Origin of the sequence: Clostridioides sp. ZZV14-6009 (assembly GCF_020658095.1) — a bacterium.
Taxonomy (GTDB): Bacteria; Bacillota; Clostridia; order Peptostreptococcales; family Peptostreptococcaceae; genus Clostridioides.
In genome coordinates this window covers 120,685-135,840 of record NZ_JAGWDG010000001.1, presented here as the reverse complement: position 1 = coordinate 135,840, position 15,156 = coordinate 120,685, and the positions used below count along the sequence as shown (strand labels likewise).

13 protein-coding genes are annotated in these 15,156 nt (G+C 27.5%); 1 reads left to right on the top strand and 12 read right to left on the bottom strand.

Annotated elements, in window-relative coordinates:
• Position 1 precedes the first annotated feature (1 nt).
• The 3 genes from KGF36_RS00580 to ltaE form a co-directional block, all read right to left on the bottom strand.
• Positions 2-883, bottom strand: coding sequence for a YicC/YloC family endoribonuclease (locus KGF36_RS00580; protein ID WP_227828110.1), 882 nt, complete (start codon positions 881-883; stop codon positions 2-4).
• Between the two features lie 3 nt (positions 884-886).
• Positions 887-1,717: a diaminopimelate epimerase gene (dapF, locus tag KGF36_RS00575; protein WP_227828109.1), complete on the bottom strand. Its 831-nt coding sequence runs from the start codon at positions 1,715-1,717 to the stop codon at positions 887-889.
• A 288-nt stretch (positions 1,718-2,005) separates the two neighbouring features.
• Positions 2,006-3,040, bottom strand: coding sequence for a low-specificity L-threonine aldolase (gene ltaE / locus KGF36_RS00570; protein ID WP_227828108.1), 1,035 nt, complete (start codon positions 3,038-3,040; stop codon positions 2,006-2,008).
• Between the two features lie 310 nt (positions 3,041-3,350).
• Between ltaE and KGF36_RS00565 the strand changes: the two genes are divergently transcribed.
• Positions 3,351-5,126: an NFACT family protein gene (locus KGF36_RS00565; protein WP_227842077.1), complete on the top strand. Its 1,776-nt coding sequence runs from the start codon at positions 3,351-3,353 to the stop codon at positions 5,124-5,126.
• A 189-nt stretch (positions 5,127-5,315) separates the two neighbouring features.
• Here KGF36_RS00565 and cplR read toward each other — a convergent pair whose 3' ends face one another.
• The 9 genes from cplR to KGF36_RS00520 form a co-directional block, all read right to left on the bottom strand.
• On the bottom strand, positions 5,316-6,974 hold the full coding sequence (gene cplR, locus KGF36_RS00560) for an ABC-F type ribosomal protection protein CplR (RefSeq protein ID WP_227854504.1): 1,659 nt from the start codon (positions 6,972-6,974) through the stop codon (positions 5,316-5,318).
• A 292-nt stretch (positions 6,975-7,266) separates the two neighbouring features.
• Positions 7,267-8,475 carry a uracil-xanthine permease family protein gene (locus KGF36_RS00555; RefSeq protein WP_227828105.1) on the bottom strand — a complete coding sequence of 403 codons (1,209 nt, stop codon included), beginning with the start codon at positions 8,473-8,475 and terminating at the stop codon, positions 7,267-7,269.
• 284 nt (positions 8,476-8,759) lie between these two features.
• Complete coding sequence (gene pyrR, locus KGF36_RS00550) at positions 8,760-9,293, bottom strand: bifunctional pyr operon transcriptional regulator/uracil phosphoribosyltransferase PyrR (protein WP_227828104.1); 534 nt, start codon at positions 9,291-9,293, stop codon at positions 8,760-8,762.
• Between the two features lie 361 nt (positions 9,294-9,654).
• Positions 9,655-10,602, bottom strand: coding sequence for an RluA family pseudouridine synthase (locus tag KGF36_RS00545; protein ID WP_227842073.1), 948 nt, complete (start codon positions 10,600-10,602; stop codon positions 9,655-9,657).
• Entirely contained in the window at positions 10,571-11,017 is a 447-nt protein-coding gene (lspA, locus tag KGF36_RS00540) for a signal peptidase II (protein WP_227828102.1), read from the bottom strand. The genes KGF36_RS00545 and lspA overlap by 32 nt, the downstream gene beginning before the upstream one ends.
• Before the next feature lie 301 nt (positions 11,018-11,318).
• Positions 11,319-12,098 carry a polysaccharide deacetylase family protein gene (locus tag KGF36_RS00535; protein WP_227854503.1) on the bottom strand — a complete coding sequence of 260 codons (780 nt, stop codon included), beginning with the start codon at positions 12,096-12,098 and terminating at the stop codon, positions 11,319-11,321.
• 50 nt (positions 12,099-12,148) lie between these two features.
• Complete coding sequence (locus KGF36_RS00530; RefSeq protein WP_227828100.1) at positions 12,149-12,631, bottom strand: TraR/DksA C4-type zinc finger protein; 483 nt, start codon at positions 12,629-12,631, stop codon at positions 12,149-12,151.
• 184 nt (positions 12,632-12,815) lie between these two features.
• Positions 12,816-14,237, bottom strand: a complete 1,422-nt coding sequence (locus KGF36_RS00525) for a carbon starvation protein A (RefSeq protein ID WP_227828099.1) — start codon at positions 14,235-14,237, stop codon at positions 12,816-12,818.
• Positions 14,238-14,383: 146 nt separating this feature from the next.
• Entirely contained in the window at positions 14,384-15,154 is a 771-nt protein-coding gene (locus KGF36_RS00520; RefSeq protein WP_227828098.1) for a LytR/AlgR family response regulator transcription factor, read from the bottom strand.
• Positions 15,155-15,156: the final 2 nt, after the last annotated feature.

Genomic DNA, 15,156 nt, shown 5'->3' with positions numbered 1-15,156 from the left:
CTTACTCTATATTTTGTATTTGTTCTCTTATTTTTTCTAACTCACTTTTCACTTCTACTACTAAATTAGTTATATTTATATCAGATGATTTTGAACCTATTGTATTAGTTTCTCTGTTCATCTCTTGTATTAAGAAATCAATTTTTCTACCTATAGAATCGTCTTTAAATATAGTTTTTTTAAGCTGACCAATATGACTTTTAAATCTAACTATCTCTTCTGTTATACTACTTTTATCTGCATATATTGCAACTTCTTGTGCTAACCTATTTTCATCTATTATACTTGGGTCTTCTAGCATTTCACTTATTCTTGAATTTAGTTTTTCTCTATAGTCTTCTACAACACTATTTGAATGTTTTTCAATTTCTTCTATATGATTTTTTAATAAGTCACATCTCATTGTAATATCTTCAGCTAGTTTTTTACCTTCTTCACTTCTCATTTCTCTTAGTTTTATCATTGCATCTTCTACAGCTTGATTCAACATCGACCATAATAAATCTTCATCTTCATCTTTTTCTTCTATTTTTATAATATCAGGAAATCTTGCAACATTCATAACACTAATATCATCTATAATATCAAATTTGTTTTTTATTTCTTTTAATATATCTATATATTGAGATGCTAATCCTTCATCGAAATTTAAGTTTACATCTTCTTTGCCTAATAAGTCAAATTTTATGTATAAATCAACTCTTCCTCTTTTTACATAGTTTTTTACTAAATTTCTAACTTTATCCTCTAAAAATGAAATTTTTCTTGGAAGACGTATATTTATATCTGAATATTTATGATTTATTGTTTTACATTCTACTAAAAAATAATAGTTGTCGTCTTTGTATTCTCCTCTTCCAAAACCAGTCATACTTATAGCCATTACCTAAACCTCCAAAACACCTTCACATATTTTTACTGCTGGACCTGTCATATAAGAAAAATCTCCTATATCTATACGTACTGTTCCTCCTTGAGAAGTCACATTTACACTATTTTCTACCATATTAAGTAGATTACATACTATTGCTGATGCAGTCATACCTGTTCCACATCCTAAAGTATATCCACAACCTCTTTCCCAAGTATAGACATGTATATTATACTTATCTTCTACTTTTACAAAATTTACATTCGTTTTTTTAGGAAATATTTTATTATTTTCAATCTCTTTTCCATATTTACAAACTTCATCTACATTTAATTCATCCACTATAACCACAGTGTGAGGAACCCCCATCAACATAGATGTAATCTTAAACTCTTTATCTAAAACTTTTATATTTTCTTGTACAAAATGTTCTTTATCAGTTAACACAGGAACATCTTTAGCTAAAAAACTTCCTTTTCCCATATTAACTTTTATAGTATTTATTTCTCCATTTATAGTGTTTATTTTTATATTTTTTATACCATCTAGTGTATCTACTGTAAAGTTTTCTTTTTTAACTATGCCATTATCATAAACAAACTTACAAAAACATCTAAGTCCATTTCCACACATAGCTGCTCTTGAACCATCAGAATTATAATACACCATTTCTACATCTGCAATTTCTGAATTTTTCACAACTAGTAACCCATCCGCTCCTACAGAAAATCTTCTATGGCATACTTTTTTTGCTAAAACAGTATAATTTGATGAATCTATTTGGTCAAATCTTCCATCTATTGCAATAAAATCATTGCCTATTCCATGTAGTTTCCAAAATTTCATAAGTATCGCTCCTTTGTAAATTAACACTTAAACTATTATAACATAAAAAAATTCCCATAAACTTATATTTTATGGGAAAAGTTTTGTAATGACAACTATAATTTGAGGATGTGAGGGAGAGTTGCCATTACAATTAGGGTAATTATATTATGTTTTTAAGCTAGTTCTTTCTATGTTTATATAATAATATTTCTATATGAATTTTATGTATAGTTTATTTAAACTGTATATGAATTTTTAAAATAAAATATTTAACATATGCTATTTAGTTTTTTTGAACATACCTAATTAGCATACACCTATTAATTCTTTAAGTGTTTTTAAAACATAATCTAAATCTTCTCTAGTAATATCTACATGAGTTACAAATCTATACTCCCCATTTTCCATTTTATTGATTTTTATATTTCTTTCAAAAAACTCTTTTATTAAAACATCTTCTTTTATTACATCTTCACTCATTTTAAAGAATACCATACTCAGGTCTGGATTAGTGTTATTTACTTCAATGCCTTCAATTTTATCCAACTCACAAGCTAAATATTTTGCATTATCATGGTCTTCATTTAATCTCAGTGTCATTTTTTCAATAGCAATTATACCAGCTGCTGCAACTATACCAACTTGTCTCATTCCACCACCCATAACTTTTTGCTTTCTTCTAGCTTTTGCTATAAATTCTTTACTTCCAGCAAGAATAGAACCCATTGGTGCAGCTAAACCTTTTGATACACAGAACATAACACTGTCACAACATTGTGCAATTTCTTTAGCTTCTACACCTAAAGTTAATGCTGCATTAAATAATCTCGCTCCATCTAAATGCACTGGTAAATTGTGTTTTTCAGCTATTTTTTTAATTTCTTTTAAATTGTCAAGACTTACAACAGTTCCACCTGAGTATGCATTTTCTACACATATAAGACCTGTTTGTGGTTCATGTATATCATCTCTCCTAATTGCCTTCTCAACAAGCTCAGGATTAAGAGCTCCACTTTCATCTTCATCTATAGTTCTAAGTTGAACTCCAGCTATTACAGCAGGTGCTCCAACTTCATGAGTCACAATATGATATCCTTTACCAATAATGATTTCTTGACCTCTTAGGCAGTGAGTAAACAAAGCTAATTGATTTCCAAAGGTTCCACTTGGAAGGAAAATAGCATCTTCTTTTCCAACTTTAGCAGCTGCTAATTCTTCAAGTTTATTTACAGTAGGGTCATCTCTAAAGATTGAGTCTCCAACAGGAGCCTTTGCCATGGCTTCTCTCATTTCATCAGTAGGCATAGTAACAGTATCACTTCTTAAATCAATAAATTTCATTTTTTCAACCTTCTTTCATATTTATATATTATACAGCTTTAATATTTATTTAGTTTTGTAAAGTTTATATACTTTTATAAGTTATTCTTTACACACTAATTATACTACATTTGTTTTATATTTAAGCAAATTTAACTTATTAATTTGAAAATATAAAGCTGATTCTATTGTGAGTATATCCTGTAAGTATAAATAATTATAAAATTTACACATTAATCCATGTTGTTTAAATTCCCCCTAGTCATAGAGCATATATTATGTGTATAATTAATTTACTGACTTATTTTGGTCAAAGAAAGGGGTGCTATATATGGCATTAGATGGATTAGTTATACATTCAATAGTAGATGAATTATCATCAAAACTTACAGGTGGAAAAATAGATAAGATTCATCAACCTGAAGATGATGAGGTAATTTTTAATATAAGAAACAACAAAGAAAATTTTAGATTGGTTTTAAGTGCAAGTGCTTCAAATCCTAGGGTTTATTTAACAAGCAATTATAAAAAAGAAAATCCCCTAAAGGCTCCTATGTTTTGTATGTTGCTTAGAAAATATATACAAGGTGGAAATATTATAGAAATTTCTCAAATTGGTTTTGAAAGAATAATAAAAATCAGTGTTGAGTCTTTAGATGAATTAAAAGAAAAGACAATCAAAAATATTATAATTGAAATTATGGGAAGACATAGTAATATAATAGTAACTCATAATGAAGATGATAAAATTATAGATTCTATAAAAAGAGTGCCTTTTAGTATAAGTAGAGTTCGTCAGGTTTTACCTGGTCATAGTTACTCATTGCCACCAAAGCAAGATAAACTTAACCCTCTTGATAATATATCTAAAGATTCATTTATTGGCAATCTAAATGAATTTGACGGCCCTATTTTTAAGTCCATATATTCTAAATTTTTAGGTATAAGCCCTACTATCGCCAAAGAAATTTGTTATAGGGCAGATGTAAATCAAAATGATATTATCAAAGATATATCTAGTCAGCAGTTTGATTCTTTATACAAGGAATTTTGTAGTTTATTTAATGATATAAACTCTAATAAATTTTCACCTTGTATTGTTATAGATAAAAAATTAGATAAAGTGGTTGATTTCAGTTGTGTCAATCTTACATTGTTTAATGATTTATCATATATCAATAAGGAAAGTATGTCTACTATACTAGAAGATTTCTACAGAAATAAAGATATTAAAGATAGAATCAATCAACGTTCATCTGACTTAAAGAAAAGCATATCTGTTAAACTGGATAGACTTTATAACAAACTTAGAAAGCAAGAAGAAGAATTGTTAGAGTCTGAAAATGCAGCTATTTATAAAGTAAAGGGTGAACTAATTACGTCTTATATATATATGGTAGAGAAAGGGATGGAAAGTGTTGAGGTTGCCAATTTCTATGATGAAGAGTGTAAAAATGTAACAATAGAATTAAATAAAAACTTGACTCCATCTGAAAACGCTCAAAAATATTTTAAAAAGTATACTAAAATGAAACATGCCAAAGTTGAAATATCTCACCAAATTTCATTGAACAAAGAAGAAATAGATTACTTAGAAAACATAATTTTGAGTATTGAAAACTGTGAAAATTTGGCTGAATTACAAGATATAAAAGAAGAACTTGGTAAAGTTGGATATATCAAAGCACAAAAGAAAAGTAGTAAAAAAGACACTATGCCTTCTACAAAACCTCATGAATTTATTTCTTCTGATGGATTTAAAATCTTAGTTGGAAAAAACAACAAACAAAATGATTATCTTACACTAAGACTTGCTGATAATGATGATTTATGGATGCATACAAAAAATATTCCAGGTTCTCATGTAATAATAAAATCTGCTGGTAAAGAAGTCCCTGATAACACTATATTTGAGGGAGCTATGTTAGCTGCATTTTTTAGCAAGTCAAAGCTTTCTTCTCAAGTACCTGTAGATTATACAAAGAAAAAAAATGTAAAAAAACCTAGTGGCTCTAAACCTGGTATGGTTATCTATGAAACTAATAGTACTATTTATGTTACTCCTGAAGAAGAAATGGTAGCTAAACTTAAGATTAAATCTGAATAAAGTATATCTCATAAATATAAAAATTACTGACTGATAAATAATAATATATTTATCATATTAACTAAAAGTAGTGGCATTCTTATTATATAAGAATGCCACTTTTAATTTTATTTATTTTTAGCTCTTTAATAACTAATGTATATATTTAAATCAATTAATTTCTGTTTTTATAAAAATCCAACAATTAGTTTAATTTTGAGAACTATTTTTTATACTTCTAATTTGTTTTAATAACTCATTATATTCTAATTCATAACACTCTTTTTTTAAGTTATCTTTTTCTATTGACAGCATAGATATAATGTTTGTAAGTCTGTTTTCTAATACTAAAAGTTTTTCTTGTTTAACTTTACTTTCTCTACTAGGAGTTTTTTTATTTCTACTAATGATATAATCATTATAATTACAATCAAACTCCTTTATATGCCTATCTTTTATTTCTAAAAAATAGTCACAAATATGAGATATAAATACTCTATCATGAGACACTATAAGCACAGTTTTATCAGTATTTATCAATGCTTTTTCCAATGCTTCCATAGATTTTATATCCAAGTAATTAGTTGGCTCATCAAGAACTAAAAAATTATTATCTTCTAGTATTATTTTACATAGAGCTATCTTTACCGTTTCTCCTCCACTAAGAACCTTAACTTTTTTATAAACAGTATCACCTTTAAATCCAAATAAACTTAAGTTTATTCTTATAAAAGACTCATCAAATGAACTATTTGATTTGATATTGTACAAAATACTCTTTTCCTTATCTAATGAATCTTGGTTTTGGTCAAAATAACCTATCTTTACCTTGTTATTTATCTTTATACAATCGTTTTTATTACTAAGTATTTCTCTTATCAGAGTACTTTTTCCACATCCATTATCACCTAATAAAGCTATTTTCTTCCCTCTTTTTACCTTGAAAGAAATATTATCCAATAAAATCTTATTTTCTACCTTTAAAGTTAAATCCTTTAATTCCACTAAGTTTTTGCTGATTATTTCCATACCATCCTGTATTTTAATATTCATATCTGCAGAGACCTTAGGTTTATCTTTCACTTCCAATTTTTCAATTCTACCTTCTAATGCTTTTACACTTGAGTCTACTTTTTTCTTATTTTTTTGACCACCCATTTTATGCAATCTAGCTTCTGAATTCCCCATTCGTTTTGGAGTCTTCCTTATACCATCACTTAAAGATTTTTTACCTAAAAGAGCCTTCTCCAATCTTTTTTTCTCATTTATATATTCATGATATTCAAAGTCAGCTCTTTTTATCTCTTCATCCTTTTGTTCTAAATAATCAGTGTAATTACCTTTATAAGCTTTTAATTTGCCACTTTCCAGCTCCAATATAGTTGTACATAATTCATCTAAAAAACGTCTGTCATGAGATATTAATAATAATGCTCCTTTATGTCTTTTAAACATATTTTCCAAAATATCTATACTCTTTTTATCTAAATTTGAAGTGGGTTCATCTGCTATTATTATATTTTTCTTATTATTCAGTGCATCTGCTATCTTTAGCTTAACTTTTTCTCCTCCAGATAAATAATCTTCAAATTTATCTGGTGCATTTAATAGACTCTTTTCTTTACTATCATTACATTTTTCAATATTATTTTCACTCTGACTTATATATGAATAGCTATCTGTAAGATAAACACAACCATTATCAATTTCTATTTCACCTAATATTGCTCTTAATAAAGTTGTTTTTCCTTGACCATTTGAACCAACTAAACCTATTCTCTCATTCTCTAATATTTCAAGTTTATCTATATCCAAAATTAATTTATCAGCATAATATTTTTTTAAATTTTCTACTTTTACTAACATCATAAAAAAATCCCTCCCTGGTATACTTAAATATAAGGAGAGATTTACATAAATAGGCACAATAACTAAACGTATAGACTATAATCTACTCTCCTTAATTTAAGCATCATAAATAAAGCCACCAATATAGGCTTTTCAAAATTTACAATACTTTAAATTATAAAAAATAGATTATATTCTCATCTTCCCAGTTACCTTACCCTTTCTTTTATTTATTTTTAATCATTATATCAACATTAGTTACTAATGTCTATATAAAATTGATTATTTAAAATAATATATACTTAATTAATTATTATTTTTCAACTTTAAAATCTTGATTATTCAATATTCTATTTAGTACAATACCGACAATTGCAGCCAAACTAAGACCAGTTATCTTTACAGTACTTGTTATAGGAATTCCTATAGAAATCCCTTTATTAGATAAGTAGGTTGTTCCAAGACCTATCAATAATATAACTGCTATTATCAATATATTTACTTTACTTTCTACACAAGAACTATCTCTTATAGTTTTTAATCCAACATAAGTTATCATTGAAAATAACATTATACTTATTCCACCCATAACTGAACCTGGTATACTTTGAAGAAATCCTCCAAACTTCCCTACACATGCAAGCAATATAGCAAATACTGCTGTACGTCTAAGTATTGAAGGGTCATAGTTTTTAGTTATCGCAAGTACTGCTGTATTTTCTCCATAAGTTGTGTTAGCTGGTCCACCTAAGCAACCTGCTACTATAGTTGCAAATCCATCACCAAGTAACGTTCTGTTTAATCCTGGATTCTCTATAAAGTTTTTTCCTACAACGGCACCATTAGTAGTCATATCTCCTATATGCTCCATAAATACAGCTAAAACAACTGGAGATATAATCACAATTGCACCTAAACTAAACTTAGGAATTGTAAAGTTAGGTATCGCAAGTAAACTTGCTTCTGTAATTGTAGTTATATCTACTAATCCCAGTACCAAACATATTATATATCCAGAAAAAACGGCTATTAATATACCTAATTGTTTTATAAATCCTCTACCAAACTTATTAGTCAAAATTGCTATTGCTAAGGTCATGAATGCTATTATAAAATTAGCTGAAGCCATATTAAAAGCTGTTGGCAATAAGTTTAAACCTATAACTGCTATCATAGCTCCTGTAACTTGTGCTGGAAAATATAACTTAATTTTATCCACCCCAACTACTTTCACTATAATTGACATTATAATATAAATTAATCCTGCTACTATTATACCACCCTGAGCATATGCTAAATCTCCTCCATAAGCTTCTTTAGCTGCTAGTATAACAGGGATAAAAGCAAAACTTGAACCTAAAAATGCAGGTACTTTTCCTTCTGTGCAAAAATGAAATATCAATGTACCAACACCAGCGCAAAAAATTGCAACTGATGGGTTAAAGCCTGTTAAAATGGGAACTAATACTGTCGCTCCAAACATGGCCAATAAATGTTGTAAAGACATTATCGTTTTTTTCATAAAAACCTCCAAAAATTATTATATATGAATAAATCCTTTGTTCAATTAATATATTTTAATTAATTATAATTCCCTAGATTCTATTTTTTAATCTCTATATACTTATTATGCAAATCATCATTTTTTTACATTTTACGACATTGAAAGCCCAAATAAAGGAGAATAGAAACTACATTAATCTACACATTAATAAACTTGTATTATTTATTTTGTGCAATATATGTAAGCTTTATCCTCCTCCATGACTATACAATGCTGAGCTTTTATATAATATTAAAAAATCACTATTCTTTGATTGTAACTGAATCTTCTCCATCAATTTCTAATAAACTAACAGATATAATTTCATGTCTTGAAGTAGGGACATTTTTTCCTACATAATCTGCTCTTATAGGCAACTCTCTATGTCCTCTGTCCACTAATACTGCTAATTGTATTGATTTAGGTCTTCCTATATCAATAATAGCGTCAAGTGCTGCTCTTACAGTTCTTCCTGTATATAACACATCATCAACTAAAACTACTGTTTTATCATCTACATTAAAGTCTAGATATGTTCCCTTGACTACTGGTTCAACATTAACTTTTTCTAAGTCATCTCTATAAAGTGTTATATCAATATCTCCAGTGTCTACTTTTGTTCCTTCTATTTGTTCTATTCTTTTAGAGATTCTATTTGCAATTGGTACACCTCTAGTCTTTATTCCAACTAATACTAGGTTTTCTACACCTTTATTTCTTTCAATTATCTCATGACTTATCCTAGTAATTGCTCTTGCTATAGCCTTTTCATCCATTAATTGAGCTTTTTCTACCATATCATAACTATTGTCAAAAAAATATACTCTCTTTTATTTTGACAAATCTACTCCTCTCTCTTAAATTTTTACAACACCACTTTATTAAAATTTTCAATTTAAACAACAAAAAACTTCTCATCACAAGACAAGAAGCTTTTATATAAAAAATATATAGTCTAATTCAGCAATTGTCTTACGATATCTCTGTATCGTTTAAAGATAATTTTTATACTCCATTAACTCAAATTATATATTTATATTTCAAATTTTTCAAGCTTTTTTAATCAAAATACTTTAATATAAAATATTTTAGCTAAACTTCACTAATTTTATGACTTGTATAAATCTAATTAGATGATTTATAATATCATATAAATTTTTATTTAATTTTTCTAAGAACTTCCTTAAAGTATTCTGGTAATTCTGAATCAAATTCAATATATTCCTTAGTGGTAGGATGTATAAATCCCAATTTCTTAGCATGTAAAGTTTGTCCCTTTAGTTTAAACTTATTTTCTTTAGGTCCATATACACTATCACCTAAAAGTGGATGATTTATAGATAAAGCATGCACTCTTATTTGATGAGTTCTACCAGTTTCAAGTCTAGCTCTCATATGAGTAAATTTATCAAACCTATCTACCACTTCAAAATGAGTTACTGCATTTCTTCCATCTTTTACTACAGCCATTTTTAATCTATCCTTAGGATTTCTTCCTATAGGTTTGTCTACAGTTATTTTATCTTCTTTAACTACACCATAACATATAAATTCATACTCCCTAGTTATAGAATGCTCTTTTAATTGTTCTGCTAAAAAATTATGTGCATAATTATTTTTAGCTACCATAAGAAGACCAGAAGTATCTTTGTCTATTCTATGAACTATGCCAGGTCTAATAACACCATTTATTGATGATAACTTATCTTTACAATGATACAAAATTCCATTTACCAATGTATTTTCATAATTTCCAGGAGCAGGGTGAACAACCATATCCTGAGATTTATTAATTATTAAAATATCATCATCTTCATATACAATATTTATTGGTATATCTTGAGCTACAACCTCTAAAACTTTAGGTTCTGGTATTTCTATAATAATCTTATCTTCTTCTTTAACTAAATATTTTGCTTTTTCTACTTTATTATTAACTTTTACTTTACCATCTTTTATAATTTTTTGTATGTAGCTTCTTGACATATCTCCTAATTGTTCTGCTAGATAAACATCAAGTCTAACCTCTTCTTCCTCTTCAAGCACTAAAAACTCTCTTACATTCTCCATCAAATCACCTACTTTTACTTTCAAAAAATAAAACATATATACATAAAAATACAGTTCCTACAACTACAAATACATCTGCTACATTAAATACATACTCCCATATAATCCTAAAGTCAAAATAATCTACTACAAACCCTAATCTAACTCTATCAATTAGATTTCCTAATGCACCAGATATTATTAATATGATTCCCAACTTCCCAGATGTATGTACTTTTCTTGTATTGAGATAGTATAACCCAAACACTGTTGCAAGTAATGCAACTATTATAAATATCCATTGATTATTTTGTAATAGTCCAAATGCTGCACCTCTATTTTCAACGTAAGTTAGATGAAATACATTCTTTATTATTGGTATTGTAGATACATTAACCAAATTGTTTAACACCCATAGTTTAGACAATTGGTCTAATCCTATAAGCAGAATTATTATTAACACATATAACAATGATTTTTCCCCCTATAAATTATTTAAAAATCAATTTTGATTTAAATTCACTATTACCATTATACAAAAAAAATACTATAAAGAGCAACTCTGTTAAAATTGAATTTTTTAGTGAAACTAATCAAAAATAATATTAACCTTTCTGTATTATAAACCGTTACACATTTAAAATTGTATTATTATATATAAAAGATTTAAAAGTACTCTATTATTCAATACTTTTGTGTATTTTATAGCTTAAAGATTAATGATGCTTGTATTTTAAATTTACAAGCATCATTAATCTTTAAACAAATATCCTTTATTTTTGCACTTGTTCATTTTTATCTAAATGTTGTATAAGTTCAGATACTGTTACAAATTTATACCCTTTTTCTTTTAACTTGGGAATTACTACTTCCAAAGCCTGTATAGTCTGAGATTTATTATTTCTCTTATTATTGTAATCATGTAAAAGTATTATATTTCCGTTTTGTACTTTTGTAAGAATAGTATTAATAATACTATCAACACCAGGATTTGACCAGTCTCTAGGGTCTAAGTTTGACCAAAGAATTATATTCATACGTTTAGAAACTACAATATCACAAACACTTTTGCTCATGGCTCTATATGGAGGTCTAAATATTTTTGGCTCTACTCCAATTACACTCTTTACAGCATTTTGTGTATCTGTTATTTCTTTTTCTACTTTATTATAGCTATTTTTTTCAACATTTATATGTGTAAATGTATGATTTCCTATCTCATGACCTTCTTCATACTGTCTTTTTAGCAATTCTTTGTTATATTCAACTTTTTCTCCAACTACAAAAAAAGTTGCCTTTACATCATTTTTCTTTAATATATCAAGTACTTGTGGTGTAAAGTCCTCATCTGGTCCATCATCAAAAGTCAATGCTAGAATTTTTTCGTCATCATTTCCTTTCTTGATTATTACATCTTCATAATCGTCCTTTATATTGTCATTTAAACTATAGGCTTCTTTTGAGATATTTTGATTATGTGTATTTTGATTATATGTATATACACCTACTATTGATAATACGAATATACATATACCCCACATTGCTTTTTTCATGTCATTACCTCTTTTCTTAATTCATTCTAACAATATATGATGTCAATTTTTTAATCTCTTAATGTTCCATTTTTGTTTAAATCAGTTAAATTTGTTAAGTCTGTTGAATAAAAATTAGAATCCTCCACATCAGGATTTTCACTTGCATCTCCTAATAAATCCTCTTCTTTTTTTGCACACTCATTGCATAAATTTGTATCAGGTAGTATATCCAATCTTTCTAAATCTATTTGATTATGACATAAATCACAAAGTCCATATGTTCCATTTTCTATTTTAGATAATGCCAAATCTATTTGATATAATCTGCCTTCTTCATGATTTATTAAACTATTTTGCATATTTTGCATATATAAATCTGTTCCCATATCTCCTATATGATTATCATAACTAGATAACTCTCCTGATGAATACTTTTCACTGGTATGTTTAGTTGTATCTCCAAATAAAGTATTGTCTTTCATATCTCCCACTAAATTAGTCAAATTTTCTCTTTCTTTCAATAATTTATCTTTGTATTTGTTAGTATCCATTTTCAACACCTCTAATTTTAATATTTATATTGTAAAAATAGTATGTGGAAAACTAAATTAAAAATACAATAAAAAGTAAGATTTGATTTTTTCAAAAAAAATTTGTAGGCAAATTTTAAATTCACCTACAAATTTTTAAAACATAATTTAAATTTTATATTTTTTATTTTTTGTAATGATTGTATTAACTTGCTAATTTATGAGTATTTTGTTCTTTTATATCTTTAGCTTTTTTAAAGAATAAAATACCAAGAATTATTGCAACAGCAATACCTATTCCATTAGATATATTTACTGGTAGTCTAAAACCTTCTTTTGCTTGCATTATATAACTAAATGTCACTACAGTCATAAAAAGTGCTGGCAATGTAGTTATGTAGTGATTTTTATTTGCTTTAACCAAATATGCAGAACCAGTCCACAACATTATCATAGCAAGTGTTTGATTTGCCCAAGAGAAGTATCTCCAGATTATATTAAAATCTATAAACGTAAGAGCAACACCTACTGCAAACAATGGTAAAGCTATTAAAAATCTATTTTTAACTGCATCTTGATTGTAGTTCATTGCATCAGCTATTGTTAATCTGGCACTCCTAAATGCTGTATCACCTGAAGTTATAGGACATGCTACAACACCAAGTATAGCCAAAGCTCCTCCAATAGGTCCCATTAATCCAACAGACACTGTATTTACAACAGTAGCTGCTCCACCATCATTAAATATTACATTAAGTTGAGGTATACCATGGAAATATGACATAGCTGCTGCTGCCCAAACTAAAGCTATTATTCCTTCTGCAACCATTGAACCATAAAATACTGGTCTTGCTTCACTCTCTCTTTCAACACATCTTGCCATAAGTGGTGATTGTGTTGCATGAAAACCTGATATTGCCCCACATGCTATTGTTATAAATAAATATGGGAATAGAGGTGTTCCATTTGGATTCATATTTTGTAAATTTATATTTGGTATGTTATAACCCTTTATTATTAATCCTCCTGCTACACCTACTGCCATAATTAATAAAGCAGCTCCAAATAAAGGATATATTTTTCCAATTAACTTATCTATTGGTAAAACAGTAGCCATTATATAATAAAGAATTATTACTCCAACCCATATTTGTGTATTTACTCCTGTTAATGTTTTTAGTAATCCTGCTGGACCTGTTACAAAAACAACTCCAACCAATACCAAAAGAATAACACTAAATATTCTCATTGCTATTTTTGCACTATTACCTAAGTAAAGACCTACTAATTCTGACGCAGATGTACCTTTATTCTTCATTGATAAATATCCAGAAGCAAAGTCATGTACACCACCTGCAAAAATTGTCCCAAATACTATCCATAAAAATGCTGATGGCCCAAATAATGCACCTTGTATAGCACCAAATATAGGACCTAAACCTGCGATATTTAAGAATTGAATTAAGAAAATTCTTTTCCATTTCATTGGAACATAATCTACACCATCTCTACAAGCTATAGCTGGAGTTTGATTTTTATCATTAATTCCAAAAACCTTTTCTACAAATGTACCATAAATAAAATAACCTACTATAAGTACCACTATTGAACCTAAAAAACTTACCATAAATTCATCCCCTTAGTTTTTTATATAATTGCTTTATAAATTTTTATAAGTTTAAGAAAACTATTTCCAGTTCAAATAGTAATACTTTTTTGTACTAATATAAATGTTAATCACATTAAGTGCATATTTAAGTACATGAAATGACTTTATATATGCATTAATAGCCTGAATTCTTTTATTTTACTTCTACTTACAGTTACTTCATAATTGCTATCTTTTAACTTCAATATGTATGTATTATTAAACCATGGGATAATTTCTTTTACTTTAGTTAAATTTACTATGTAAGACCTATGTGTTCTAAAAAAAGTTTTATCATTTATTATATTTTCTACTTCTGATATGCCCTCTTTCAGTATAAAAGTTTCCTTTTCAGTATATATAAATGTCTGTCTTTCATTAGCCTCACAGTAGTATATATCATCAATATCTATTACAACCAATTTATCACCTTTCCAAAGGCTAATTTTATGTGTTATTTCCTCTATATTTTGATTTATTGTACCTTTTTTATCACTAGATACATAATTATTATCACTAGATATTTCACTACTATTTGTTTCACTTTTCTCTAACTTATCCAACATTGATGTAATTCTATCCTCAGAATAAGGCTTAAGTACATAGTCAAATACACCTAATGAAAAAGCATCTACTGCATAATTTTCATATGCCGTTATAAAAACTATTTTGGGTCTTGCTTTAAATTGATTTAATGTTTTTGCAAGTAACATTCCATCAAGATGAGGTATATTTATGTCCAAAAAAATTACATCTATTTTATTTTCTTGAATAAAATCTAGTACCTCTATACCATTAGTAAATTCACTTACTACCTCAATCTTGCTTTTATTTTCAATAAAATATCTTAATTCCTTTCTTGCTGGAAACTCATCCTCAACTATTATCGCTTTCATCT